This is a genomic window from Chromobacterium sp. W521 (assembly GCF_052805975.1).
The window spans coordinates 194,064-218,158 of the sequence record NZ_JBRBAF010000004.1 but is presented as its reverse complement, the minus strand read 5'-3'; the positions used below and the strand labels follow the sequence as shown (position 1 = coordinate 218,158).

The 24,095-nt window shown below is 63.1% G+C and carries 27 protein-coding genes; 17 read left to right on the top strand and 10 right to left on the bottom strand.

Annotated elements, in window-relative coordinates:
* Positions 1–26 precede the first annotated feature (26 nt).
* From hpf to ACUXV1_RS07520, 9 genes are all read left to right on the top strand, one after another.
* Positions 27–341 (top strand): ribosome hibernation-promoting factor, HPF/YfiA family, encoded by a 315-nt coding sequence (hpf, locus tag ACUXV1_RS07560; RefSeq protein ID WP_043632486.1) that lies wholly within the window; start codon positions 27–29, stop codon positions 339–341.
* A gap of 121 nt (positions 342–462) precedes the next feature.
* Positions 463–924 (top strand): PTS IIA-like nitrogen regulatory protein PtsN, encoded by a 462-nt coding sequence (ptsN, locus tag ACUXV1_RS07555; RefSeq protein ID WP_043632481.1) that lies wholly within the window; start codon positions 463–465, stop codon positions 922–924.
* Complete coding sequence (gene hprK, locus ACUXV1_RS07550; RefSeq protein ID WP_019104261.1) at positions 917–1,873, top strand: HPr(Ser) kinase/phosphatase; 957 nt, start codon at positions 917–919, stop codon at positions 1,871–1,873. The genes ptsN and hprK overlap by 8 nt, the downstream gene beginning before the upstream one ends.
* Positions 1,854–2,696, top strand: coding sequence for an RNase adapter RapZ (gene rapZ / locus ACUXV1_RS07545; RefSeq protein WP_043632479.1), 843 nt, complete (start codon positions 1,854–1,856; stop codon positions 2,694–2,696). Before hprK ends, rapZ begins: the two co-directional genes overlap by 20 nt.
* Before the next feature lie 34 nt (positions 2,697–2,730).
* Positions 2,731–3,366: a flavin prenyltransferase UbiX gene (locus tag ACUXV1_RS07540; RefSeq protein WP_194426925.1), complete on the top strand. Its 636-nt coding sequence runs from the start codon at positions 2,731–2,733 to the stop codon at positions 3,364–3,366.
* 45 nt (positions 3,367–3,411) lie between these two features.
* Positions 3,412–4,902 carry an NAD(P)H-hydrate dehydratase gene (locus tag ACUXV1_RS07535; RefSeq protein ID WP_446014844.1) on the top strand — a complete coding sequence of 497 codons (1,491 nt, stop codon included), beginning with the start codon at positions 3,412–3,414 and terminating at the stop codon, positions 4,900–4,902.
* 112 nt (positions 4,903–5,014) lie between these two features.
* The gene (locus tag ACUXV1_RS07530; protein ID WP_161523219.1) at positions 5,015–5,932 is read left to right on the top strand and encodes a DMT family transporter; all 918 of its coding nucleotides are present in this window, start codon (positions 5,015–5,017) and stop codon (positions 5,930–5,932) included.
* Positions 5,933–6,007: 75 nt separating this feature from the next.
* Positions 6,008–7,552 carry a sensor histidine kinase gene (locus tag ACUXV1_RS07525; protein WP_446014842.1) on the top strand — a complete coding sequence of 515 codons (1,545 nt, stop codon included), beginning with the start codon at positions 6,008–6,010 and terminating at the stop codon, positions 7,550–7,552.
* Entirely contained in the window at positions 7,549–9,138 is a 1,590-nt protein-coding gene (locus tag ACUXV1_RS07520) for a DUF3369 domain-containing protein (protein ID WP_446014841.1), read from the top strand. Before ACUXV1_RS07525 ends, ACUXV1_RS07520 begins: the two co-directional genes overlap by 4 nt.
* A 110-nt stretch (positions 9,139–9,248) precedes the next feature.
* On the opposite strand, the gene trhA is transcribed toward ACUXV1_RS07520, so the two are convergent.
* The 10 genes from trhA to ACUXV1_RS07470 form a co-directional block, all read right to left on the bottom strand.
* Complete coding sequence (gene trhA / locus ACUXV1_RS07515) at positions 9,249–9,866, bottom strand: PAQR family membrane homeostasis protein TrhA (protein ID WP_043632465.1); 618 nt, start codon at positions 9,864–9,866, stop codon at positions 9,249–9,251.
* A 326-nt stretch (positions 9,867–10,192) separates the two neighbouring features.
* Positions 10,193–10,849: an adenylate kinase gene (adk, locus tag ACUXV1_RS07510; RefSeq protein WP_194426928.1), complete on the bottom strand. Its 657-nt coding sequence runs from the start codon at positions 10,847–10,849 to the stop codon at positions 10,193–10,195.
* 70 nt (positions 10,850–10,919) lie between these two features.
* Entirely contained in the window at positions 10,920–11,693 is a 774-nt protein-coding gene (kdsB, locus tag ACUXV1_RS07505; RefSeq protein WP_043632458.1) for a 3-deoxy-manno-octulosonate cytidylyltransferase, read from the bottom strand.
* On the bottom strand, positions 11,690–11,872 hold the full coding sequence (locus tag ACUXV1_RS07500) for a Trm112 family protein (RefSeq protein WP_043591984.1): 183 nt from the start codon (positions 11,870–11,872) through the stop codon (positions 11,690–11,692). The genes kdsB and ACUXV1_RS07500 overlap by 4 nt, the downstream gene beginning before the upstream one ends.
* Positions 11,862–12,884, bottom strand: a complete 1,023-nt coding sequence (gene lpxK / locus ACUXV1_RS07495) for a tetraacyldisaccharide 4'-kinase (RefSeq protein ID WP_446014838.1) — start codon at positions 12,882–12,884, stop codon at positions 11,862–11,864. The genes ACUXV1_RS07500 and lpxK overlap by 11 nt, the downstream gene beginning before the upstream one ends.
* Before the next feature lie 4 nt (positions 12,885–12,888).
* On the bottom strand, positions 12,889–13,302 hold the full coding sequence (locus tag ACUXV1_RS07490; protein ID WP_043591986.1) for an ExbD/TolR family protein: 414 nt from the start codon (positions 13,300–13,302) through the stop codon (positions 12,889–12,891).
* Positions 13,303–13,304: 2 nt separating this feature from the next.
* Positions 13,305–13,919 carry a MotA/TolQ/ExbB proton channel family protein gene (locus ACUXV1_RS07485; RefSeq protein ID WP_043632452.1) on the bottom strand — a complete coding sequence of 205 codons (615 nt, stop codon included), beginning with the start codon at positions 13,917–13,919 and terminating at the stop codon, positions 13,305–13,307.
* 438 nt (positions 13,920–14,357) lie between these two features.
* Positions 14,358–15,047, bottom strand: a complete 690-nt coding sequence (locus tag ACUXV1_RS07480; RefSeq protein ID WP_446014837.1) for a histidinol-phosphatase — start codon at positions 15,045–15,047, stop codon at positions 14,358–14,360.
* Entirely contained in the window at positions 15,044–15,718 is a 675-nt protein-coding gene (hda, locus tag ACUXV1_RS07475) for a DnaA regulatory inactivator Hda (protein ID WP_043591991.1), read from the bottom strand. Before hda ends, ACUXV1_RS07480 begins: the two co-directional genes overlap by 4 nt.
* A 10-nt stretch (positions 15,719–15,728) precedes the next feature.
* On the bottom strand, positions 15,729–16,823 hold the full coding sequence (locus ACUXV1_RS07470) for an AI-2E family transporter (protein WP_114152557.1): 1,095 nt from the start codon (positions 16,821–16,823) through the stop codon (positions 15,729–15,731).
* 85 nt (positions 16,824–16,908) lie between these two features.
* Between ACUXV1_RS07470 and purM the strand changes: the two genes are divergently transcribed.
* The 8 genes from purM to ACUXV1_RS07430 all read left to right on the top strand — a co-directional run bounded on the left by purM (position 16,909) and on the right by ACUXV1_RS07430 (position 24,007).
* A complete protein-coding gene (gene purM / locus ACUXV1_RS07465) occupies positions 16,909–17,946 on the top strand; it encodes a phosphoribosylformylglycinamidine cyclo-ligase (protein ID WP_019100718.1) in 1,038 nt (345 codons plus the stop codon).
* Positions 17,915–18,142, top strand: a complete 228-nt coding sequence (locus ACUXV1_RS07460; RefSeq protein WP_446014927.1) for a hypothetical protein — start codon at positions 17,915–17,917, stop codon at positions 18,140–18,142. The genes purM and ACUXV1_RS07460 overlap by 32 nt, the downstream gene beginning before the upstream one ends.
* The gene (gene purN, locus ACUXV1_RS07455; protein WP_019100720.1) at positions 18,139–18,768 is read left to right on the top strand and encodes a phosphoribosylglycinamide formyltransferase; all 630 of its coding nucleotides are present in this window, start codon (positions 18,139–18,141) and stop codon (positions 18,766–18,768) included. Before ACUXV1_RS07460 ends, purN begins: the two co-directional genes overlap by 4 nt.
* 4 nt (positions 18,769–18,772) lie before the next feature.
* The gene (locus tag ACUXV1_RS07450) at positions 18,773–19,936 is read left to right on the top strand and encodes a DUF3108 domain-containing protein (protein ID WP_446014835.1); all 1,164 of its coding nucleotides are present in this window, start codon (positions 18,773–18,775) and stop codon (positions 19,934–19,936) included.
* Entirely contained in the window at positions 19,932–21,182 is a 1,251-nt protein-coding gene (locus ACUXV1_RS07445; RefSeq protein ID WP_043632836.1) for an RsmB/NOP family class I SAM-dependent RNA methyltransferase, read from the top strand. Before ACUXV1_RS07450 ends, ACUXV1_RS07445 begins: the two co-directional genes overlap by 5 nt.
* Positions 21,183–21,293: 111 nt before the next feature.
* Positions 21,294–22,676: a chloride channel protein gene (locus tag ACUXV1_RS07440; RefSeq protein ID WP_446014833.1), complete on the top strand. Its 1,383-nt coding sequence runs from the start codon at positions 21,294–21,296 to the stop codon at positions 22,674–22,676.
* Positions 22,677–22,758: 82 nt separating this feature from the next.
* Complete coding sequence (gene grxD, locus ACUXV1_RS07435) at positions 22,759–23,070, top strand: Grx4 family monothiol glutaredoxin (RefSeq protein ID WP_043592002.1); 312 nt, start codon at positions 22,759–22,761, stop codon at positions 23,068–23,070.
* 76 nt (positions 23,071–23,146) lie between these two features.
* Entirely contained in the window at positions 23,147–24,007 is an 861-nt protein-coding gene (locus ACUXV1_RS07430) for an EAL domain-containing protein (protein WP_446014831.1), read from the top strand.
* Positions 24,008–24,095 lie beyond the last annotated feature (88 nt).

Sequence of the window (24,095 nt, the reverse complement as noted above, 5' to 3'; positions counted from 1 at the left end):
CTGTCAACACCAGAAGGAGCTAGGGTATGAACCTCAAAGTAACTGGACTGCATCTGGAAGTAACTCCCGCCCTGCGCGAATACGTTGAAACCAAAATGGAGCGCGTTACTCGACATGTCGACCATGTGATCGACATTTCCGTTACTCTGTCTGTTGATAAACTGGTGCAAAAGGCTGAAGTCAACGTGCATCTGTCCGGCAAGGACATTCACGTGGAAGCCACCGAATCCGATATGTACGCCGCCATCGATCTATTGATCGACAAGCTGGACCGCCAAGTGCTGAAACACAAGGAAAAGCAGTCTGAACACCGTGCTCCGGCGCCTGAAGTCAGCCTGTAATCCCTTGAATTGGAAGGCGGGAGCCTGCGGGTTCCCGCTTTTCTTTGCACTTGCCCGTTTTCAGTACTATCAAGGCAACGTAGAATTGCCGGGTTTTTCTCAGCCGCATGCATAACCCAATATGAACCTCATCGGCAAAATCCTGACCCCCGAACACGTGTTGCTGGATCTCGACGTCGCCAGCAAGAAGCGCGTATTCGAGCAGGTCGGCCTCTTGGTTGAAAATACCCGGGGCATCGCGCGCAGCGAAATCTTCGATTGCCTGTTTGCCCGCGAAAAACTCGGCTCCACCGGCCTTGGCCAGGGAGTGGCGATTCCCCATGGCCGCGCGCGCGGCCTGAAGGAAGCGATGGGCGTGTTCATCCGCCTGAAAACGCCTATTCCTTTCGACGCCCCCGACGGCAAGCCGGTGCAGTGCCTGTTTGTGCTCTTGGTGCCGGAACAGGCCACGGACCTGCACTTGCAAGTGCTGTCCGAGCTGGCGCAATTGTTCTCCAGCCGCCAGATGCGCGAGCAGATGCTGGGCATCTCCATTCGCGACGAGCTTTACCAGCTGCTCAATAATTGGGTGCCCAATGCCTAGCATCAGTGTCCGCCGGCTGTACCAGGAAAACCAGCAGAAGCTCAACCTCACCTGGGTTGCGGGCACCGGCGGCGCCGACAATATGATAGGCAACGACGAACAGCGCCCGACTCAGGCGCTGGTCGGCCACCTCAACTTCATCCACCCCAACCGGGTCCAGGTGCTGGGCCTCGCCGAGGTGGACTATCTGAACCGGCTGGAGCAATCCGCCGCCAAGACCGCGCTGGATCAGTTGTTCCACAAAAGCATGTCGGTGGTGATGGTGGCCAACGATCAGCCCGTGCCCAAGCTGCTGCGCGACTACTGCCACACCCACAACGTCCCGTTGATGACCACCAAGCTGGAAAGCCCCTATCTGATGGATGTGCTGCGCATCTATCTGGCGCGGGCGCTGGCGGTGTCCACCGTGCTGCACGGCGTCTTCCTCGACGTGTTCGAGATCGGCGTGCTGATCATGGGCGATTCGGCCATGGGCAAGAGCGAGCTGGCGCTGGAACTGATTTCCCGCGGCCACGGCATGGTGGCAGACGACGCGGTGGAGCTGTACCGCATCGGTCCGGACACGCTGGAAGGCCGATGCCCACCCCTGCTGCGCGACTTCCTGGAAGTGCGCGGCCTGGGCATCCTCAACATCCGCACCATCTTCGGCGAAACCGCGGTGCGGCCCAAGAAGGTGCTGCGGCTGATCATTCATCTGGTCAAGGCCAATGATCAGGCGATGCAGGCGCTGGACCGCCTCAACATCCAGTCGGAAACCCAGGACATCATCGGCGTCACCATCCGCAAGGTCGTGCTGCCGGTGGCCGCCGGCCGCAACTTGGCGGTGCTGGTGGAGGCCGCGGTGCGCAACTACATTCTGCAGCTGCGCGGCATCGACAGCACGCGCGAGTTCATCGAACGCCACACCAACTTCCTCAGAGACCAGGAAAATGCGCCTGATATTGATTAGCGGCCTGTCCGGTTCCGGCAAGTCGGTGGCGCTGCGCGCCCTGGAAGACGCCGGCTTCTACTGCGTGGATAATCTGCCGGCCACCATGCTGCACGAGGCGATGTCGCTGTACGCCGACTACGGCTACGAGCAGATCGCCATCAGCGTGGACACCCGCTCCGGCCCGTCGCTGGGCGCCTTGCCGGCGGAAATGGAAAAACTGCGAGCCCAGCAGGTGGACGTGCGCCTGCTGTTCCTGGAAGCCACGCCCGCCACCCTGGTCAAGCGCTTCTCCGAAACCCGTCGCCGCCATCCGCTGTCCGGCACCGACGTCACGGTGGAGGAAAGCATTCTGCTGGAACAGGAAATGCTGGCCGAGATCATGGAGTTGGGCACCCGCATCGACACCAGCGAGCTATCCGCCAACGCGCTGCGCAGTTGGGTGCGCGAACTGGTGGACGCCGACAGCAGCCGGTTGACGCTGATCTTTGAATCCTTCGGCTTCAAGCACGGCCTGCCGCGGGACGCCGACTTCGTTTTCGACGTACGCTGCCTGCCCAACCCCTATTACGACCCGCAGCTGCGCCCCTTCACCGGCCGCGACCAACCCATCATCGACTTTTTCCAGCAAACGCCGGAAGTGCAGCAGATGGTGGACGACATCCAGCAACTGGTCAGCAAGTGGTTGCCCTGTTTCAGCATGGAAAACCGCAGTTATCTGACCGTCGCCGTCGGCTGTACCGGCGGCCAGCACCGCTCGGTCTACATCACGGAACAACTTGCCCGCCTTTTCGCCGCCGAACAGGTGCTGGTGCGCCATCGCCAGCTCTACCGCCAGAACTGAACGCGTTCGGGCCGCCCGCCTATAGGAGACTTTCATGCGCCCGATCAAAACCGTCACCGTCGCCCTGACCGGCGCCTCCGGCCTGCCTTACGGCCTGCGGCTGATCGATTGCCTGATCGCCGCCGGCGTCCGCGTCTGGGTGCTGTATTCGCAAGCCGCCCAGGTGGTGGCCAAACAGGAAATGGACTTGACCCTGCCCTCGCGCTCGGCCGAAGCCCAACAGTGGCTGATGCAACGCAGCGGCGCCCGCGACGGCCAGCTGGCGGTGTTTGGCCGCGAAGAATGGTTCGCGCCGGTGGCGTCCGGCTCCAACCCAGCCGACGCCATGGTGGTCTGCCCGTGCTCGATGGGCACGCTGGCCGCAATCGCCCAGGGCAGCAGCGACAACCTGATCGAGCGCGCCGCCGACGTCAGCATCAAGGAACAGCGCAAACTGGTGCTGGTGCCGCGCGAAGCGCCGTTCTCCGCCATTCACCTGGAAAACATGCTCAAGTTGGCCCGTCTTGGCGTTGTCATCCTGCCGCCGTCTCCGGGGTTCTATACTCATCCCAAGACCGTGGACGACATGATCGACTTCGTGGTGGCGCGAATTCTGGATCAGCTCCGCATCGACAATCAATTGACGCCGCGCTGGGGCGAGCCCGCCCCGGACAGCCCCGCGGCGCCCTAGCCAGCCGCCGCGCCGCTTGCGGCCCGGCCAACGAGGAGCATCGGGATGCCGACACAAGACCAAAGCATTCTCAGCCTGGACGCCTTGCGCCAATTGGAGCGCCAAGCCACCGACGCCGGCTACAACCTGATGCAGCGCGCGGCGATGGCTACCGCCGACTGGGTCAGCCACCACCTGCCCAGCACGTCCCGACTGCTGATCTGCGCCGGCCCCGGCAACAACGGAGGCGACGCTTTGTACGCGGCGCTGGAACTGATGCGCCGCCGCTTCCGCGTCGACGTGCTGGTGCCTACCCAGCCCACCAGCCCCGCCACCTCGGAAGCGTTGCATGAGCTGGAACAAGCGCAAGGCCATGTGCTGTTCGACCTGCCGCGCGACTACCGCGCGCCGCAGCTGGTCATCGATGGTCTGTTCGGCGTGGGCCTGAGCCGGGACTTCGACCTGGAATGGACCACCCTGATCGACCGCATCAACCAACTGGGCAGCCCCATCCTGGCGCTGGACTGCCCCAGCGGTCTGGACGCCTATACCGGCGTGCCCGCCAACACCGCGATCCAGGCCAGCCATACCCTGACCTTCCTATGCCAGAAACCCGGCCTGTTCAGCGCCTCTGGCGCCGACCTGGCCGGCAACGTGGAGCTGGACCTGCTGGACTGCCCGCCCAGGCTGATTCCCGCGGCGGACGGCAGCATTAACCAGCCGGACGTCCGCGCGCTGCTGCGGCCGCGCAACAGTCACAAGGGCCTGTTCGGCACCGTCTGCGTGATTGGCGGCGCGCCGGGCATGCTGGGCGCGGCGCTGCTGGCCGGACGCAGCGCGCTGGCTTGCGGCGCCGGCAAGGTCCATGTCTGCCCGCTGGACGACCGGCTGTCGGTGGATCCGGTGGTGCCGGAACTGATGATCTCCGCGCTGGACGAAGTCGCCGATCTGCCCGACGCGGACGTGCTCGCCGTCGGCCCCGGCCTCGGCCTGCAAGAGCTGGCCAGCCGCCTGCTGGACCAAGTCATCCAGCAGCCGCAGGCGCTGGTGCTGGACGCCGACGCGCTCAACCTGCTGGCCAACGACCACGCCGCCGCCGCGCTGATCGCCAAACGCCAAGCCGGCACCATCCTGACCCCGCACCCGGCGGAAGCCGCGCGCCTGCTGGGACAAAGCACCGAAACGGTGCAGAAGGACAGGCTGCTGGCGGCTCGCCGGCTGGCCAATCACTTCAACTGCGTGGTCGTGCTCAAGGGCGCCGGCAGCCTGATCGTCGGCCCGGACGGCTTCTATCACTTGAACACCAGCGGCGGCCCGGCGCTGGCGGTGGCAGGGCAGGGCGATGTCCTGACCGGCATCATCGCCGCGCTGCTGGCCCAACGCATGGAGCCTTTCGAAGCCGCCAGCCTGGCGGTGCACATCCACGGCCTGGCCGGCGATGATTTTGAAATGGAAACCGGCGGCCCCATCGGCCTGTCCGCTTCCGACACCGCCTGGCGCGCCAGCCTGATGCTGAACCGGCTGATCCAGGAACGGGCGCAGGAACAGGCAAGCTAAAACCCAGGCGAGCTCCCCGGTGAAAATCCATTTGCATTAGAATGGGTCATCGGCGCGCGGGCCGGCGGCATGGCCGTCCCGCGGCCCCTCATCCGTCACCCTGGGGATTACCTTGCAGTCACAATCCAAAGCTTACGCCTACGGGCTCGCCGCCGTCCTGGCCTGGTCCACGGTGGCCAGCGCCTTCAAGATCAGTCTCGCCCATCTCAGCCCCGCTCAATTGGTGCTCTACGCCAGCGCCGCCTCCCTGCTCTGCCTGCTTGGCTTGCTGGCCGTCCAGGGCCGGCTGCCGGAGCTGGCGCCGGCCTTGCGCCGCCATTGGCGCGCCTCTCTTATCTTCGGCGCGGTCAACCCGGCGCTGTACTATCTGATCCTGTTCCAGGCCTACGCGCTGCTGCCGGCGCAGGAAGCCCAGGCCATCAACTACACTTGGGCCTTGACCATGAGCCTGCTGGCGGTGCCGCTGCTCAAGCAGAAACTGCAGCGCCGCGACATCGCCGCCGCCTTGGTCTGCTACCTGGGCGTGCTGGTGATAGGCACCCGCGGCCAGGTGCTGGAACTGCGGTTTTCCGACTCGCTCGGCGTGGCGCTGGCGCTGGCCTCAACCCTGTTGTGGGCCGGTTACTGGATCTTCAACGCCCGCGACACGCGCGAACCGGTCATCGGCTTGACGCTCAATTTCGCCTTTTCGCTGCCGCTGAGCCTGGCTTGGTGCGCCTATACCGGGCAACTAGGCCCGGTAGCCTGGCAAGGCCTGGCCGGCGCCGCCTACGTCGGCGCCTTCGAAATGGGCTTCACCTTCGTCCTGTGGCTGACCGCGATGAAACTGACGCCAAGCACCGCCCGCATCGCCAACCTGATTTTCCTGTCGCCACTGCTGTCGCTGGCGCTAATCCATTTCCTGATCGGCGAAGCCATCCTGCCCTCCACTCTGGTCGGACTGGGCCTGATCCTGAGCGGACTGGCGCTGCAAAAGCTTGCCCCGCGCGCCAAGCCCCCCGCGACGCTGAGCGCCGACAGCGGCGGCTGACCGGACTCATCCGGATTTGGTATTCGCGCCAGAACTGCCTAGGATTCAGTGTGGGCACTTGGAACTGTGAACATAATGAAAAGCATAAAAACCAAATTGATGTTCTGGTTGATGGCCTGGATCACCGCCATTCTGGGGACGACAGGCCTGTTTTCCTATTTGCACAACCAAGAACGCAATGAGGCCGACTACCAATCCCAACGCGCCGCGGTCAAAGCCCGCTTGGCGATGTCGCTGCCGCACAGCGTCTGGCAGCTGGACGACGAGAACGTCAGGCTGACGCTGGACAGCGAGCTGAGCTGGCCCTCCATCATCGCCATCAGCGTCAAGGGGGAATCCGGGCTCAGCCTGGGCCGCAGCCATGATACCGACGGCAGCATCCGCGACATGCCGCCGTCGGAGGAGCCGCGTTCGGACGATATGCTGAACATCCCCATCATCTATCAGGGCAAGGAGCACTTGGGCAACGCCACTGTCTATCTGTCCCGCCAGGCTCTCGCCAAGCATCAGCGCGACCAACTGATCGAACTGTCCGCCCAGATCCTGCTGCTGGACGTGATGATTTTCATAATCATGTCCTTCAACCTGCAACGTTTCTTGTTCCAGCCGCTGGCGCGGCTGCAGCAGGCCTTGAATACCGCGATTCGAGCCCCGGACGCCAGCGGAGCCCAGGTCACCCACGTCGCCGACGACGAGATCGGCGGCATCGTCAACGGCTTCAACCGCATCGTGGCGCGCACCGCCGGCGATCTGGCCAAACGCACCGAGGCCGAAGCCGTGGCCCGCGCCGAACGCGACCGCGCCGAAGAGGCTTATCGCCAATTGATGGAAGCCCAGCAAACCCTGGTGGAAACCGAGAAGATGGCCTCGCTGGGCAGCCTGGTGGCTGGCGTCGCCCACGAGATCAACACCCCGGTGGGCATCACCCTGACCACGGCATCTCACCTGGGCACCGCCACCAGCCACATCATAGAAAAAGTGGACGGCGGCACCGTCAAGAAAAGCGACTTCCAAGCCTATCTGGACACCGCCAAGGAATGCAGCGATCTGATTCTGTCCAATGCCGAACGCGCGGCCAACCTGATACACAGCTTCAAACAGGTGGCGGTGGATCAGACAAGCGAAGCGCGGCGCAGCTTCCAACTGCAAGACTATCTGAATGAAGTGATCACCAGCTTGAAACCCCGCTTCAAGCACGCCAATACCACCATCAACGTGCAATGCGAGGAAGACATCCTGCTGGACAGCTACCCCGGTTCCTTCGCTCAGGTGGTCACCAACTTGATGGTCAACTCGCTGGTTCACGGCTTCGAAAACCGCAGCAGCGGCAAAATCAATATCGAGGCCCGGCGCGACAACCCTCATTACATCACGCTGACGCTTAGCGATGACGGCAAGGGCATCCCGCCGGAAAACCTGAGCCGTGTATTCGACCCCTTCTTCACCACCCGCCGCGGCAGCGGCGGCAGCGGCCTCGGGCTCAACATCGTCTACAACATCGTACGGCAACGCCTGGGCGGGTCGATCGAGGTGCACAGCGAAGTGAACAAAGGCACCACGTTCACCATCACCATGCCCTGCTCCGCCCCGGTCAATCAGAGCAAGGAGAACATAGCATGAGCGACATCACCAACCAGGAAGACGACTGGCTGCTGGACGATGACGCTCCAGCCGAATCCGCGCCCGCCGTGAGCGATGGCCGTCATCCATGGAAAATCCTGATCGTCGACGATGAAAAGGACGTGCACACCGCCACCCGCATCGCGCTGCGCAATATCCGCTACAAAGAACGCCCGCTGGAACTGCTCAGCGCCCACTCCGGCAAGGAAGCCTATGAAGTGGTGCGCCAGCATCCGGACATCGCGCTGATCATGCTGGACGTGGTGATGGAAAGCGAGGACGCCGGGCTGAAGCTGGTGCACCAGATCCGCCAGGACCTGAAAAACGGCCTGGTGCGCATCGTGCTGCGCACCGGCCAGCCTGGGCAGGCGCCCGAACAGGAAGTCATCCTCAACTACGACATCAACGACTACAAAACCAAGACCGAGCTGACGGTGCAAAAGCTGTTCACCACCATCATCTCCTCGCTGCGCGCCTACGAAAACCTGCTGTCGCTGGAGAAAAACCGCCAAGGCTTGTCCAAGATACTGGAAAGCGCCTCCGACCTGTACCAGTTGTATTCGCTGCGCGAGTTCGCCTCCGGCGTGCTGCGGCAGATCAGCGCGCTGCTGGACATCGGCAGCGACGGCATTCTGTGCGTGCGCAACGACAACAGCAACGGCCGGCCGGAACTGGAAATCCTGGCCGCCTCCGGCAACTATGAATCGTTGGGGCAAAGCGGCGACCTCAGCCCTTTCCCAGAGCTGGAACAGGTAATCCTGCGCTCCTTCGCTGAAAAGCGCAGCATCTACCAGCACCCTTACGACGTGCTCTACATCACCTCGCGCAACGGCCGCGAATTCATCATCCACTTCACCCCGCAATGGCCGCTTGAAGAGGTGGAGCGCGATCTGCTCGACGTATTCTGCCAGCGCATTTCCGCGGCCTACGACAACCTCTATCTCTACAGCCAGCTACGCAGCGCGCAGGAAGCCACGGTGGTGGCGCTGGCGGACTTGGCGGAATTCCGCGACAGCGACACCGGCAACCACGTATTGCGCGTGCAGAGGCTGACCGACGCCATCGCCGCGCAGATGCGCGACAACGGCGCCTATCCGGAACTGATGAGCAAGGAATTCATGGACATGGTGGGCATGGCCAGCATCTTGCACGATGTGGGCAAGGTGGGCACCCCGGACCACATCCTGTTCAAACCGGGCAAACTGGACCCGGACGAGCGGGTGATCATGGAACAGCACGCCACCATAGGCGCGCAGATACTGGCCAGGTCGGCCAGCATGGTGGAAGGCATGAGCTATCTGTCGCTGGGCTCGGAAATCGCCGGCGGCCACCACGAGCACTTCGACGGCAACGGCTACCCCAGAAAGCAAAAAGCCCACGAAATCCCACTGTCGGCGCGTATCGTCGCGGTGGTCGACGTATTCGACGCCCTGCTCAACAAGCGCCCCTACAAGGAACCGTGGACGCTGCGCGACACCATGGACTACATCTCAGGCCGCGCCGGCAGCCAGTTTGACCCGGAAGTGGTGCGCGCGCTGGAAACCCTGGTCAAAGAGCGCCGGCTGCAGGATTTGCCGGACGAGTGAGCGCGCCCCGGACGCGGCCGGAAACCAGAATAAAACAGGGCGAAAACAGCGCTTGCGCTGGTTTCGCCCTTCTTCTTCCGGCCCGCCGCCGGGGAAATTCAAACCGTGGCTCAGGCCACGTATAACAACACGCTGACAAACTGGCAGACGCTGCCGCCCAGCACAAACAAATGCCAGATGCCGTGGCCATGGCGTATTTTCTCGTCGTTGAGAAACCAATAAATACCCACGCTGTACAGAATCCCGCCCAAGGCCAGCCAAAACAGCCCGCCGCTGGGCAGCGATTCAATCAGAGGCGGCAACGCCACCAATACCAGCCAGCCCATCACCACGTAGAGAATCATCGACAGCAAACGGGTACGCCGCCCCAATGTCAGTTCCTGAATAATGCCGAACACGGCCAGGCCCCAGCTGACGCCAAACAGGCTCCAGCCCCAGGCGCCTCGCAGAGTGACCAGCGCAAACGGCGTGTAACTGCCCGCTATCAGCAGGTAGATCGCAGAATGGTCGCATTTCTGCAGCACCGCCTTGGCCCGTCCGCGAAAGCTGTGATACAGCGTGGATATCAGATACAGAGCCACCAAAGTGGCGCCGTACAGGCTGAAGCTGACCACTTTCCAGGGGTCGCCCTCGCGCGCGGCCATGGTCACCAGCACCACCAGCCCGGCAATGGCCAGCACGGTGCCGATCAAATGGGAAATCCCGTTGAAACGTTCCCCGTGATACATAGGTATTATCCTTGCGCCGGCATCGCTCCGGCTTGTCGTACAAAAACTTTTGGAGCCGCTCGCGGGCTCCGGGTTCAATTGTCCGCCTGTTGCCGCCGGCGCGCCAGCCCTTTCTCAAAGCTCAAAAGAAAAGCGGGCCGCAGGGCCCGCTTGTCCTTAAGGAGAACGCTGAACAGGTTCTCAAAGCCGGTTTACGATCTTGCGAAGCAAGACGAGACAAGGCGAAAACAGCTGAGAAAGCGAAATGCGCTCGTGGCACATGATCATTTCGAAGCCGTACTCGCCGCGCGAGGTCTCACGACGCGCAATGGATCGTAAGCGGCTTATCAGGCGCCCAGCGCCTTCAGCACTTCATCGCGCACGGTTTCCACCGCGCGGGTGCCGTCGATCTTGACGTATTTCGGCGCCTTGGCGTCGCCGCTGGCGGCGCGCTCGCCGTAGAAGCCCACCAGCACCGCGGTCTGTTCGTGGTAGACCGCCAGACGCTTTTTCACGGTGTCCTCGCGGTCGTCGTCGCGCTGAACCAGCTCTTCGCCGGTCACATCGTCCTTGCCCGCCACTTTCGGCGGGTTGAAGCGGATGTGATAGGTGCGGCCGGAGGGCAGATGCACGCGACGACCGGCCATGCGTTCGATGATGGCCGCGTCCGGCACATCGATCTCCACGACGTAATCGATATCCACGCCGGCGGCGATCATCGCCTCCGCTTGCGGGATCGTGCGCGGAAAACCATCAAACAGGAAGCCATTCGCGCAATCCGCGTCGGTAATGCGCTCCTTCACCAGGCCGATGATGATGTCGTCGCGCACCAGGCCGCCCGCGTCCATGATCGCCTTGGCTTCCAGGCCCAGCGGCGTGCCGGCCTTGACCGCGGCGCGCAGCATGTCGCCAGTGGAGATTTGCGGGATGCCGAATTTTTCCTTGATGAAATTGGCCTGGGTGCCTTTGCCGGCGCCAGGCGCCCCCAACAAGATCAGTCGCATGAAGATCGCTCCGTCAATTTGAATAAGATGATTTGATATCGAAATCCGGGCCGCGCCGAGGCGGCCCGGCTTATGGGTTCCGTCCGTCGCCCAGCAAGCGGCGCACGCGTTCCAGGTCCTCCGGCGTATCCACGCCGGCTGGCGGCGCGGACTCTACCACCGCCACCTTGATGGCGAAGCCGTGCCACAACACCCGCAACTGCTCCAGCGCTTCAAACCGCTCCAGCGGCGCCGGTTCCAAACGGTTATAGGTCTTCAGAAAACCCGCCTGATAGGCGTACATGCCGATATGCCGCAGCACTGGTAGGTCCACGGGCAACGCGCTCACATCTTGTGCAAAGGCGTCGCGGGCATAGGGAATCGGCGCGCGGCTGAAATACAGCGCGCGGCCGGCGTGGTCCAGCACCGTCTTGACCACGTTGGGATTGAACATGTCGGCGGCCTCGCGGAACGGATGCGCCAAAGTCGCCACCGGCGCGTCGCCGGCGGCCAAGAGTGCCGCCAGTTGGTCGATCAGTGCCGGGTTGATCAGCGGTTCGTCGCCTTGGACATTGACCACGATCTCATCGTCGGCCAAGTTCAGCGCCTGCGCCACTTCGGCCAACCGGTCGGTGCCGCTGGCGTGGTCGGCGCGCGTCATCAGCGCTTCAATGCCGTGAGCGCGGCAAGCGGACAGCACATCGTCGTGGTCGGTGGCCACGATCACCCGGCTTGCGCCGCTCTTGGCCGCCTGCTCGGCAACCCTCGCCACCATGGGTTTGCCGGCGATGTCGGCCAGCGGCTTGCCCGGCAAGCGGCTGGACGCCAAACGCGCGGGAATCACCACGCAAAAGCCGCGGCTCATTTTATCTCTTCTTCCGGCGCCAGCTCGCGGGCCTCGGCTTCCAGCATCATCGGAATGCCGTCCTTGATCGGGTAAGCCAGCCGGTCGCCCTTGCAGATCAGTTCCTGCTTGGCCTTGTCGAAAACCAGCGGTCCCTTGCACAGCGGGCATACCAGAATATCCAGGAATTTAGCGTCCATGTTTTATCTTCAGTCGATCCAGAATCCAAGCGCTCAGATCAGGCTCCAACTCCGCCTGAACCGGCAAAACCCATAGTCTAGCACGCTGCGCTGCATCATGAATCACCCGCCGCAGCTTGACCGCGTCCTTGCTGGTGACGATCACCGCGTCCATGCCGGCCGGCAGGTCGGCGGCTTCGAACTGATGATGATCTGGCCAGGCCAGACAAAGCTCCGGCCGCAAGCCCAAGCCGGCCAGCGTGTCGAAAAAGCGCTGCGGGTGGCCGATGCCTGCCATCGCCGCCAAGCGCAAGCCGGCGAAATCCGCCGCCGCTCGCGTCTCGTCGGGCGCATCCAGCCGCTGCAGGAGGGCCGGGCGCAGACGCATGGCAAAACAGCGCGGCCCGGCCGGCAGAGCCAGGCCGGCGGCTTCGCCGCCATTGACCACCACCGCATCCACCGACCCCAGCCGCGACCACGGTTCTCGCAAAGGCCCGGCCGGCAACAAGCGGCCGTTGCCCCCTCCGCGCGCGCCATCCAGCACCACAATCTCCAGATCGCGGCTTAGCCGATAATGCTGCAAGCCGTCGTCGGTCAATATCAGCTGCACATCAGGGTTCAGCGCCAGCAGATGGCAGCCGGCGGCGACGCGATCCCGCCCCACCACCACCGGCGCGCCGGCGGCGGCCAGCAGGAGCGGCTCGTCGCCCACCTCCTCCGGCGAACTATCCGGCCGCACCAGCGTGGGCTGGCGATGGCTGCCGCCGTAACCGCGGCTGATCACGCCCGCCTTGACGCCGCCTTGTTGCAAATCGCGCAACAAGGCCAAGGTCAGCGGCGTCTTGCCGACGCCGCCGACATTGATGTTGCCCACCACCACCACCGGCGCGTCCAAACGTTCGGCGCGCAGCCAGCCGCGGCGGTAAGCAAACCGCCTGGCCGCCGCCAACAGGGCAAACAGCCCTTCCAGCGGAGCCAGAAGGGCTGTCAGCCACCAACGCGGCCGATACCATTGCCGTTCTATCCAATGCATGCGGCTATTGCGAACGGGTGGCGAAGGTCAACTGGTTGAGTCCGGCCTCGCGCGCCGCCTCCATCACCGTCACCACGGATTGGTGCGTGGCCTTGGCGTCGGCGTTGACAATGACGATGACGTCGCTCTTGCCCGCCGCGTCGTCCTTCAATTTATTCAACAAAGCCGCCTTGTCGCCGGCGGCGAGTTTCGCTTCGCCCACCGCCATCTCTCCGTTGGCGGCTACCGCCACGGTGATTTCCGACGACTTGGTCTTGGCCTGCTCGCCCTGAGCGGCCGGCAGATTGATCTTGAGTTCGGCGAACTTGGAATAAGTGGTGGTGACCATCAGAAAGATCAGGATCACCAGCAGCACGTCGATCAGCGGAATAAAGTTGATCTCGGGCTCTTCGCGGCTGCGGCCTCGGCGGAAATTCATGCTCAACCCCCGTTTTTACGCTCGCCGTGCAGCACTTCCACCAGCTTCACCGCCTGCGACTCCATCTCCACCAACAGGCCATCCACCTTGGAGCGGAAATGACGATAGAACATCATGCTGGGAATGGCCACGATCAGGCCGAAGGCGGTGTTGTACAGCGCGATGGAAATGCCGTGCGCCAGCGCCTGCGGGTTGTTGCCGGCCGGCGACTGCGAACCGAAGATCTCAATCATGCCTATCACCGTGCCCAACAGGCCCAGCAGTGGCGCCATCGCGGCGATGGTGCCCAAGGTGGTCAGCAAGCGCTCCAACTGGTGCGCCACCACGCGGCCCTCGTCCTCGATGGCTTCCTTCATCACTTCGCGATTGCCGCCGACGTTGCGCAAACCGGCGCAAAACAGCCGGCCCAGCGGCGAATGCGCCTGCAGTTTGCGCAACAGCTCCTCGCTGGCGCCGGCGCGGCGGTATTCCTGCAAGGCCTGCCCCAGCAGGCCCTCGGGCGCCACGCTGCCCTTTCTCAGGCTGAACAACCGTTCAAAGATAATCGCCAGCGACACGACCGAGGCGGCGATGATGGTCCAGATCGGCCAGCCGGCCGCTTCAATGATTGACCACACGAGGGGGTTCTCCGAAAAACGATTGCAAACACTAGGGTCCGCCGCGCCGGCTCGACTCTAGCGAAACCCGGCGCGACAGACCCTGAACTTTAGCGGCATCCATGCAGATTCAGCAACCGGCGCCGCCGCGCGCGGCTATTGCAGCAACCGCAAACAGGCGCTTAGCGGCGAAAACTGCGCAGAGTTGTCAACAAAGCCGCCTAAACCCATCTTTTATAAAGACTTTCGAATACTCGCCTTATTTCGTCGGCGGCGCTCGAAACTCAACTTGACGAAAGCCGCGCCAGGCAAGGCTTTCAAGCAAATCTATCAATTTCGCGACCATGATTGGGCACTGCCGCTTTTTTAACCTTTGCCAGCAAAAGCCAAGCCCCGGCAAGCAATCCACACTGTTATCCACAAGGTTATTCAGCCGCCGCTGTGGATAATTGCCTCGCCTCAATCGCGCAAGGAAATCACGCGCCAGCCCTGCTGCTCCGCGTAAGCGCGCAAGGTGTCGTCCGGATCCACCGCCACGGGGTGGTCGACCAGCTTCAGCAAGGGCAGATCGTTGTGCGAATCGCTGTAGAAAAAGCTCTGGCCGTAGCTGTTCATGCTCAAGCCGCGCTCATCCAGCCACTGCTGCAAACGGGTGATCTTGCCCTCCTGGAAACTGGGCACGCCGCTAACGCGGCCGGTAAAGCGTCCATCCTCCTCTTCTTCCAGCTCGATGGCGATCAGGTGCTCCACGCCCAGCTCGCGGGCGATCGGCCCGGTGATAAAGCGGTTGGTGGCGGTGATGATGATGATCTCGTCGCCCTGAGCCGCGTGCGCCGCCAGCAAATCGCGCGCTTTGCGGGTAATGATGGGCTTGATGTGCTGCTCCAGGTAGTCCACGTGCAAGGCGTCCAGCTCTGCGCGGCTGAAGCGCTTCAAGGGCTCCAGCGCGAAAGCCAGATACTCGTGGATGTCCAGCGTGCCCTGCTGGTACTGCTGATAGAAATAATTGTTGCGCTCGTCGTAATGCGCTTGCTCCAGAATGCCGCGCTGGATCAGAAAACGCGGCCATTCGAAGTCGGAATCGCCCGCGATCAGGGTGTGGTCGAGGTCGAACAGCGCCAAGTTGCGCAATGCGGTGGTATTGGTCATGGTTCCGGGCTTGCGGTTTGCAAAACGTTTTTCACCAGCGGCACGGTGATCGGCCGCCTCATGGCCAGAGAGTAGCGGTCCAATATGTCAATCATGCCGATCAGGCTGGACAGGTCGCGCCGCCAATGCGTCAGCAAGTAGCGGTAGACATCGTCCGGGATCGACAACTGACGGCTGGCGGCGTGGCTGCGCAGCGCGGCCAGTTTGTCCTCGTCCGACAGCGCCTTGACCTCGAACACCAGGCCCCAGCCCAGCCTGGTGCGCAAATCGTCGCGCACCGCCAGGGCCATCGGCGGCTGGCGGCCCGCCATCAACAGCCGCGACTCGCCGCTTTCTTTCAGCGAGTTGTAGAAAGAAAACAGGGTAATCTGGTCGTCCGGCGCCAGGTCGTCGACGTGGTCGACGGCAATGAAGCTGGCCTCGCGAGCAAAGTCAGGCAGATGCTCGGTCTTGCCGTCCAGATAAATGGAGGCGCGCCCCAGCCGCTCGGCGTGGGCGATCCAGGCCTGCAGCAAATGCGTCTTGCCGCAACCGGGCTCGCCCCACAGATAGATGAAGCGCTCGCCGGCCTCGGCCGTCAGCGCTGTGATCACCTCGCGGTTGCGTTCGGCCAGGAAATTATCGAAGGCCGGCAAGGGGGTGGGCGTCAAATCAAGTATTAACTGGTCCAAGTGAAGGCGATCAAACTGGGTTTTGATGTCTATTTCGGATTTTACGCTGATAAAAGCGTGTGTTGAAATACGCACGCGCCAGAAAGCGGCATATCACCAAGGTGGCGGCCGCCATCGGCAAGGCCAGCAGCAGCCCGGCGAAGCCCAGCAACTGGCCAAACGCGAGCAAGGAAAAGATCACCGCCACCGGCGACAGACCGATGCGCTCGCCCACCAGCCAAGGGGTGATCAAAAAGCTTTCCAGCAACTGGCCCGCGCCGAACACGCCCAGCACCAGCAGCACATCGCCGGCGGAATCAAACTGCAGCGCGGCGGCCAGCCCAGCCAGAGCGAAGCCGAGAAAAGTGCCCAGATAAGGGATAAACACCAACAAACCGGCCACCACGCCGATGGCGATGCCGGACTCCAGCCCCAGCAAGGCCAGGCTGGAGGCGAAAATCAGCGCCATGATCAGCATCACCGACAGTTGCCCGCGCAGGAATTCGCCCAACACCCGGTCCAGTTCCCCCGCCAGGGACGCCACCTCGTCCGCCCAGCGCCGCGGCACCAGCGTGGCCAGCATCGCGGCCATCCGCGGCCCATCCTGCAGGAAATAAAACAGCAGCACCGGCAACAACAGCAAATTGAACAACAGGCCGGCCAGCATGAAGCCGCTCTGGGTCGCCCTCAGCGCCACCGTCGACAGCGCGCCCTTCAAAGCGCCGGCGTTGGCGGCCAGAACCCGCTTCCAGCCGTCGGCGTCCAGTTCCAGATGGATGGCGAACTCGGTACGCAGCCAGGGCAGCACCCGCCCCTGGGCGAAATCCGCCAAGACAGGCAAGCGGTCTATCAAGCCCTGGGTCTGCTTGAAGAGCATGGGCGCCACCACCAGCAACAGGGCGATGGTGGCGGCCATACCGGCCAACGTCAACAGGCCGGCGGCCAAGGGCCGCGGCAAGCCTTTTCCGGCCAGACGGCGCATTGCCGGATTGAGCACATAAGCCAGCACCGCGGCCACCGCGAACGGCGTCAGCGCGGCCGCCAACTGCTGCAACAGCCAGCCGGCGAACAGCAAGGCTGTTGCGCCGATGGCCCAGGGAATCAGACGGTTTTGGGAGCGTTTCATCTCGACTTCAGTTAAAATGTGCTGCTTTCGCGTCGGCGAAAGCTTGATGTAAAAATACTTCAAGTTTGCAGAAAGCGAGTTTACCTTGAACACCACTTCCCTCAGTTACCGTGATGCCGGCGTCGACATTGATGCCGGCGACGCGCTGGTCGAGAACATTAAGCCTTATGCCAAGCGCACCATGCGCCCGGAGGTCATCGGCGGCATCGGCGGTTTCGGCGCACTGGTGGAGATTTCCAAGAAATACAAGGAGCCGGTGCTGGTTTCCGGCACCGACGGCGTCGGCACCAAGCTGAAACTGGCCTTTGACTGGAATCGTCACGATACCGTGGGCATCGACCTGGTGGCAATGAGCGTCAACGATATCCTGGTGCAAGGGGCGGAACCGCTGTTCTTCCTCGACTACTTCGCCTGCGGCAAACTGGACGTCCCCCAAGCCACCGACGTGATCAAAGGCATCGCCGCCGGCTGCGAACAGGCCGGCTGCGCGCTGATCGGCGGCGAGACGGCCGAAATGCCCGGCATGTACCCAACCGGCGAATACGATCTGGCGGGCTTCGCCGTCGGCGTGGTGGAGAAGAGCGCCGTGATCAGCGGCCGCGACATCGCCCCAGGCGACGTTGTGCTGGGTCTGAAATCCAACGGTGTGCACTCCAACGGCTACTCGCTGGTGCGCAAGATCATCGAACGCGCTCAACCCGATCTGGACGCGCCGTTCGAGGACGGACGCAGCCTGCGCGACGCCATCATCGCCCCCACCCGCATCTATGTGAAGCCCTTGCTCAAGCTGATGCAGGCGCTGCCGGTCAAGGGCATGGCCCACATCACCGGCGGCGGCATCACGGAGAACACCCCGCGCGTGCTGCCGGAGCATGTCGTCGCGCAGATCGACGCCGCCGCCTGGCCGCAACCCAAGTTGTTCCAGTGGCTGCAGCAGGAGGGCAAGGTGGATAGCCAGGAAATGTACCGCACTTTCAACTGCGGCATCGGCATGGTGGTGATAGTGGCGGCGGAGCACGCCGACCAGGCCGCCGCGCTGCTGCAGGGCGAAGGCGAAACCGTGTACCGGATCGGCGCGGTGCGCGCCCGCAATGGTGACGAGCATCAAACCCAGATCGCCTAAAGCGCTGCGTTGGATGCTCCTGGCGCCGCTGGCCCTGCTGGCGGCGTTTGTCATTTATCGCGAGGCCGTCATCCTAGCCGATCTCGACCGCTGCCTGGACCAGGGCGGCAGCTGGCACGAACAGCAGTTGCGCTGCATCACCGATGCCGCCGACTGGGAACACTATCTGGCAACGTCTCCGTCGATTCCAACATGAAGAACATCGTCATCCTGATTTCCGGCCGCGGCTCTAATATGCAGGCCATCGTCGACGCCAATATCGCGGGCGCGCGCATCGCCGCGGTGATTTCCAATCGCCCGGACGCCGCCGGCCTCGCCTGGGCGGCCGAGCGCGGCATCGCCACCGCGGCGCTGGACCACAAAACCTTCGCCAGCCGCGAGGACTTCGACGCCGCGCTGGCGCAGCTGATAGACAGCCACCAGCCGGACCTCGTGGTGCTGGCCGGCTTCATGCGCATTCTCAGCGCCGGCTTCACCCGCCGCTACGAAGGCCGCATGCTGAACGTGCACCCGTCCTTGTTGCCGGCCTTCACCGGCCTAAACACCCACCAGCGCGCGCTGGAAATGGGATGCAAGGTAGCCGGCTGCACCGTGCACTTTGTCACCGCCGAACTGGACCACGGCCCCATCGTCGCCCAGGGCGTGGTGGAAGTGCTGGACAGCGACGACGCCGACACACTGGCCGAGCGCGTGCTGAAACTGGAACACCAACTCTACCCGGCCGCCGTGCGCCGCTTCGTCGCCGGCGAACTGAACATCGTCGCCGGGAAGACCTCCAGCCGCGCCTCCGTTGCCGGCAGCCTGATGGCGCCCGCGCCCTGAGTCCATGAAAAGCCGTCGTCTGATCCTGCTGGCCCTGGCCCTGTCGCTCGCCATTCACCTTGGCGTGCTGGGCTCCGGCCTGCTGCCGGAGGTGCGGCTGGAGCTGCCGCCGGATCAGGATTTGCGCGACATCAGCGTCAAGATGCAGGCGCTGGACGCCGACGAACCGGCAGCCAAGCCGGCACAACAAGGCGCTGTGGCCCAATTGCGGCCGGCCGCGCCCAAACCTGCGCCGGCCAAGCCCGCCGCCAAGAAGGCGGAAGCCTCGGCGCCGCAGGCGGCGTCGGAACCGGTTGTCGCTCAGGCCCAGCCAAGCAAGAACGCCAGCAGCGCGCCGGCGGCGGAGCCCAAACCCGACGCGTCCATGCCCAGCGCGGAGAACAAAATCGCCTCATCGGCGCCGGTCGCCGATAATATGGCAGCGAACGACAAGGACGAGGCCAGCGCGCCGACGGCCGAAGCCGCCGCCGACGATGGCTATCTCCACCCCAAGAGCAAGCTGCGCGGCTTCCCGCGTCAGGCCACGCTGGGCTACCAGGTGTTCTACGGCTCGGCGATGCTGGGCACCGGCACGCTGGACTGGAGCCGCGGAGACGGCGGCTACCGGCTGGATATCAACGCCGCCCCCTTTATCGGGCCCAAGCTGCGCTATCTTTCCGAAGGCCGTTTCAAGAGCAAGACCGGCTTGCTGCCGGACAGCCTTCAAGCCTGGCGCGGCGGTCAAGTCAAAGAGTCCGCGCATTTCGACTACAATGCGGGTCAGCTGCGCTACGGCGATCAAGGCGACAAACAGCTGGATCTGAAGCCCGGCGCGCAGGATGTGTTCAGCCTCGCTTTCCAGTTGGGGCTGAAAGGCGGCGAACTGGGGCCCGAACCCATCCAGATCACCACCGGCAAGAAAGTGTACGAATACCCGATGCACCCCAGCGGCGAGGCCGATTACGACACCGGCGCCGGCAAGATCCGGGTTATCGTGTTCCGCGCCCAAGGCGACGGCGATATCAACGAATTCTGGCTCGCGCCGGAATTCTCCAATCTGCCGGTGCGCATCCAGCGCATCGACAAGGATAAACGGATCGACCTCCGGGCCGTCCGCATCGACGTGAACGGCGCGCCGCAATGGAAGCTGCCGCCGCAACCCACGAGAAAACACAAGAATGACTATTAATCACCATCAACTGAAACATATCGAAACCGTCATCGGCCAGATGATCCGCTTCGACCGGCCGGCCGACGCGGTGCTGTCGGCTTATTTCCGCGAACACAGCAAGCTGGGCGCCAACGACCGCCACATCATCGCGGAAACCGCTTTCGGCGCGCTGCGCCGCCTGCTGCAATTGCGCGCGCTGATCGCGCCGGACAAGGCCACCCCGCGCCGGCTGGCCCTGGTGGCCCTGCTGAAAATCCACAAGCTCAACGTCAAGGAGCTGGGCGAGGCCGCCAGCGCCGGCGAAAAGGAATGGCTGGGCCAGATCAAGGGCAAAGTCCTGCCGGCCAGCCTGGAAGTGGACGCCGAGCTGCCGCAATGGGTGATTGAGCGCCTGGGCGAACAAACACCGGAACAGGTGATCGCGCTGGGCAAGGGCCTGGCGGAAGGCGCGCCGCTGGACCTGCGCGTCAACACCATGAAGATGAAGCGCGACGAATTGCTGGGCCGCTTGCAGGCGGACGGCCTCGAATGCGAGGCCACGCCCTACTCGCCGCTGGGCATTCGTCTGAAAACCAAGCCTTCGCTGGCCAAGCACGAGCTGTTCAAAGCCGGCGTGTTCGAGGTGCAGGATGAAGGCAGCCAGCTGCTGGGCCTGATCACCGGCGCGCGTCGCGGGGAAATGGTTGTCGACTTCTGCGCCGGCGCCGGCGGCAAGACCCTGCTGCTGGGTGCGCAGATGGCCTCCAGCGGCCGCTTGTACGCTTTCGACGTTTCGGAAAAACGGCTGGCCAAGCTCAAGCCGCGCCAAGCGCGTTCCGGCCTGTCCAATGTCCACCCGCAATTGCTGGCCTCGGAAAACGACACCAAGGTCAAACGCCTGGCGGGCAAGGCCGACCGCGTGCTGGTGGACGCGCCTTGCTCCGGCCTGGGCACCCTGCGCCGCAATCCGGACCTGAAATTCCGCCAAAGCCCGGACAGCGTGGCCGAACTGAACGCCAAGCAGGCCTCCATCCTGGCTTCCGCCTCCCGCCTGGTCCGCGCCGGCGGCCGCTTGGTCTACGCCACCTGCAGCTTGCTGCCGCAAGAAAACCAAGACATCGTCGCCGCCTTCCTGGCGGACCACCCCGATTTCAAACTGGTGAAAATGGACGAGGTGTTGGCGGAACAGAAGATCCCGCTACAAATGGGCGACTATCTGGAACTGAAACCGCAGTTGCACAATACCGACGGTTTCTTCGCCGCCGTACTGGAAAAAAACGCCTGAGCATGCCTCAACCCCGGCCGCTGATGCGCCCGGGGTTTGTCTTTCAACTCAATACGCCTTACCATTGAATATTAGAAAAAACTCACATATTCATCCGCAAAGGCCGGCTCCATGCCAGACTCCCCCACTGCCAGACAAGTCCGCAGCCGCGTCCAGCGCCGCCTGCGCTACCTCTACTTGTCCGCAGTCCTGTGGCGCCGCCACATCCCGATCTGGACCGCCGCCATTCTGATTGGCCTGATGGCCAGCGTTTTCGCCAACGGCAGCCATCTGTCGCACGCCATCTTCACCCGCATCTACGATAATTCGCCTTACTGGAGCCTGCTGATCACCCCGGCCGGCCTGGCGCTGGCCATCTGGCTGATGCGACATTACTTTCCCGGCTCCGCCGGCGGCGGCATCCCGCAATCCATCGCCGCGCTGGAAGGCGGCATGCAGGCGCTGCGCGAACGCATTCTGACCATACGCGCCGCGATCGGCAAAATGCTGCTGACCCTGATCGGCATCAGCTCCGGCGCCACTTTCGGCTACGAAGGCCCCATCGTGCAGGTGGGCGCGGCCATCAAATATTCGCTGAACCGCCACGCGGCGCTGCGTCATGAAGGCGCGGCGCGCAGCTTCATTCTGGCCGGCGGCGCCGCCGGCGTGGCCGCCGCCTTCAACGCGCCGCTGGCCGGCATCGTGTTCGCCATCGAGGAAATGGGCCGCACCTTCGACTTGCGCGCCAGTTCCACCATTTTGCTCTCGGTGATCGTGTCCGGTCTCACCGCCACCGCCATCCTCGGCAATTACAGCTATTTCGGCATGGTGTCGGTGAATATGGAGCTGGAGCAGTCCTGGCTCGCCATCCCGGTCTGCGGCATCATCGGTGGCCTGCTCGGCGGCGTCTGCTGCCGCATCATGCTGGCGCTGACCTTGCGCTTGCCCGGCCCGCTGCACGACTGGCGTCTGAAAAAACCGGTGGTGTTCGCCGCCGGCTGCGGCCTGGCCTTGGCGGTGATCGGCATCGCCAGCGACGGCATCACCTTCGGCACCGGGTATTTTCGCGCCCGCGAAATCATCGAGGGCAGCGGCGCCGGCATGCAGGGCTACGGCCTGCTCAAGCTGCTCAGCATGTTCATCAGCTTTATCAGCGCGGTGCCCGGCGGCATGTTCGCCCCATCGCTGGCGGTAGGCGCCGGCTTTGGCTTGAACATGGCCAATCTGCTGCCCTTCCTGCCGCAAACCTTGATCGTGCTCTTGGGCATGGTGGGTTTCTTCGCCGGCATGACCCGCGCGCCGATGACCGGCTTCATCATCGTGATGGAAATGACGGACTCCTCCGCCATGATCATCCCGTTGATGGCCACCGCCCTGCTGGCGTCCAATGTATCGCGGCTGATCACTCGCCGCGCGCTGTACGACGGACAGGTGCACATCTTCCTGCGGCAATGGCACGCGGGCCAGGCCGCATCCGCTGCGAAGCAAATTGACCCGCGGGCGACCGAAAAGTAAAATAACCTATTGAAACGCTCGGGTATTTCTCCGCACAAGCGGCGCCCGCAGCCACATTGACGATCCAAGCAAGGACCACTGAATGAGCGCGCAACAAACCATCCAGCAAACCGTGACCGACAACCCGGTGGTGCTGTTCATGAAGGGCTCGGCCCAATTCCCGCAATGCGGCTTTTCCTCCCGCGCGGTGCAAATTCTCAAAGCCTGTGGCCTTGAACAGTTCGCGACCGTAGACGTGCTTCAGGACGCCGACATCCGCCAGGGCATCAAGGATTTCTCCAACTGGCCCACCATTCCGCAACTGTATGTCAAAGGCGAATTCATCGGCGGCTCCGACATCATGTATGAAATGTTCCAGAACGGTGAATTGCAAGAGCTGCTGAAAGACCTGTAAGCACCTCTCCCAGGTCCCGGCCATGGCCGGGACCTTTGTTTTTGCAGCGGAATTTACCGTTTCGAAAACACCCGCCATGTCATACAATCAGGGTGACATCCGCTTGCCCAATCCAAACCGCCCCATGCCGACACATCAGGAAACCAAAGCCGTCCTCAGCCCCGCCAGCGCCATGCCCATCGAAGAGATCTGGCGCGCGCTGGTCAACGATCAGCTCATCCCCTGGTTCCAACCGATAGTCGAAATCTCCAGCCGGAAGGTGATCGCCGCCGAGGCGCTGGCGCGCTGGCAGCATCCGGCGCTTGGCGTGTTGTCGCCGGTCAGCTTCGTGCCGGCGATGGAAGAGCGCGGCATGATCCGCGAACTCACCGAGCTGATCCTGGAAAAATCGCTGTACGCCTGCAGCGATTGGCAGGAACGCGGCCATGACATTCCGGTCACCATCAACCTGACCTCGATGTCGCTGGACGACGACAGCCTGTGCGAGCAACTGCTGCAGAAAGTGCGCATTCTGGGCCTGGAGCCAGCCAAGCTGACCTTGGAGTTCTCCGAATCCACGTTGCGACAGCACTGGCAGAAAGCCGACGCGCAGCTGGCCCAGTTGCGCACCGCCGGCTTCGGCATCGGCATCGACGAATTCGGCATCGGCGTCACCCTGACCGATAAACTGCTGATCAGCCATTTCAGTCTGTTGAAAGTGGATCGCGCCTTCGTCCAAGGCGTCAGCTCCAACCAGCATCTGCAAGCCATCCTGCGCGAAGACATAAGCCTGGCCAAAGCGTCCGGGCTCACCACGGTGGCCATCGGCGTGGAGGACACCGCCGACCTGGCCACGCTGGCCGAACTAGGCTGCGACGCGGTGCAGGGCTATATCTGCAGCCCGCCGCGGGCCGCCACCGAATTCTTGCAGTGGATTTCGGAATGGGAAAAGGGGTAAAATACGGCCCCATACCAAATACCCCGCACCGGCAGCCCAAGACCTTCCAAGGCTGTCGGCTTCATATAATTAATACCAAGAGCTGCTT

What these genes read in the sequence shown, in the direction of transcription:
- ACUXV1_RS07500 (WP_043591984.1), bottom strand. Translation starts at nt 11,872, where the DNA reads ATGGACGCTAAATTCCTGGATATTCTGGTATGCCCGCTGTGCAAGGGA.
- trhA (WP_043632465.1), bottom strand. Translation starts at nt 9,866, where the DNA reads ATGTATCACGGGGAACGTTTCAACGGGATTTCCCATTTGATCGGCACC.
- ptsN (WP_043632481.1), top strand. Translation starts at nt 463, where the DNA reads ATGAACCTCATCGGCAAAATCCTGACCCCCGAACACGTGTTGCTGGAT.
- ACUXV1_RS07460 (WP_446014927.1), top strand. Translation starts at nt 17,915, where the DNA reads ATGGTGACGAGCATCAAACCCAGATCGCCTAAAGCGCTGCGTTGGATG.
- lpxK (WP_446014838.1), bottom strand. Translation starts at nt 12,884, where the DNA reads ATGCATTGGATAGAACGGCAATGGTATCGGCCGCGTTGGTGGCTGACA.
- ACUXV1_RS07540 (WP_194426925.1), top strand. Translation starts at nt 2,731, where the DNA reads ATGCGCCCGATCAAAACCGTCACCGTCGCCCTGACCGGCGCCTCCGGC.
- ACUXV1_RS07470 (WP_114152557.1), bottom strand. Translation starts at nt 16,823, where the DNA reads ATGAAACGCTCCCAAAACCGTCTGATTCCCTGGGCCATCGGCGCAACA.
- ACUXV1_RS07525 (WP_446014842.1), top strand. Translation starts at nt 6,008, where the DNA reads ATGAAAAGCATAAAAACCAAATTGATGTTCTGGTTGATGGCCTGGATC.
- rapZ (WP_043632479.1), top strand. Translation starts at nt 1,854, where the DNA reads ATGCGCCTGATATTGATTAGCGGCCTGTCCGGTTCCGGCAAGTCGGTG.
- ACUXV1_RS07535 (WP_446014844.1), top strand. Translation starts at nt 3,412, where the DNA reads ATGCCGACACAAGACCAAAGCATTCTCAGCCTGGACGCCTTGCGCCAA.
- ACUXV1_RS07480 (WP_446014837.1), bottom strand. Translation starts at nt 15,047, where the DNA reads ATGACCAATACCACCGCATTGCGCAACTTGGCGCTGTTCGACCTCGAC.
- hprK (WP_019104261.1), top strand. Translation starts at nt 917, where the DNA reads ATGCCTAGCATCAGTGTCCGCCGGCTGTACCAGGAAAACCAGCAGAAG.
- ACUXV1_RS07490 (WP_043591986.1), bottom strand. Translation starts at nt 13,302, where the DNA reads ATGAATTTCCGCCGAGGCCGCAGCCGCGAAGAGCCCGAGATCAACTTT.
- hpf (WP_043632486.1), top strand. Translation starts at nt 27, where the DNA reads ATGAACCTCAAAGTAACTGGACTGCATCTGGAAGTAACTCCCGCCCTG.
- adk (WP_194426928.1), bottom strand. Translation starts at nt 10,849, where the DNA reads ATGCGACTGATCTTGTTGGGGGCGCCTGGCGCCGGCAAAGGCACCCAG.
- kdsB (WP_043632458.1), bottom strand. Translation starts at nt 11,693, where the DNA reads ATGAGCCGCGGCTTTTGCGTGGTGATTCCCGCGCGTTTGGCGTCCAGC.
- ACUXV1_RS07430 (WP_446014831.1), top strand. Translation starts at nt 23,147, where the DNA reads ATGTCATACAATCAGGGTGACATCCGCTTGCCCAATCCAAACCGCCCC.
- ACUXV1_RS07450 (WP_446014835.1), top strand. Translation starts at nt 18,773, where the DNA reads ATGAAAAGCCGTCGTCTGATCCTGCTGGCCCTGGCCCTGTCGCTCGCC.
- ACUXV1_RS07520 (WP_446014841.1), top strand. Translation starts at nt 7,549, where the DNA reads ATGAGCGACATCACCAACCAGGAAGACGACTGGCTGCTGGACGATGAC.
- ACUXV1_RS07440 (WP_446014833.1), top strand. Translation starts at nt 21,294, where the DNA reads ATGCCAGACTCCCCCACTGCCAGACAAGTCCGCAGCCGCGTCCAGCGC.
- purN (WP_019100720.1), top strand. Translation starts at nt 18,139, where the DNA reads ATGAAGAACATCGTCATCCTGATTTCCGGCCGCGGCTCTAATATGCAG.
- grxD (WP_043592002.1), top strand. Translation starts at nt 22,759, where the DNA reads ATGAGCGCGCAACAAACCATCCAGCAAACCGTGACCGACAACCCGGTG.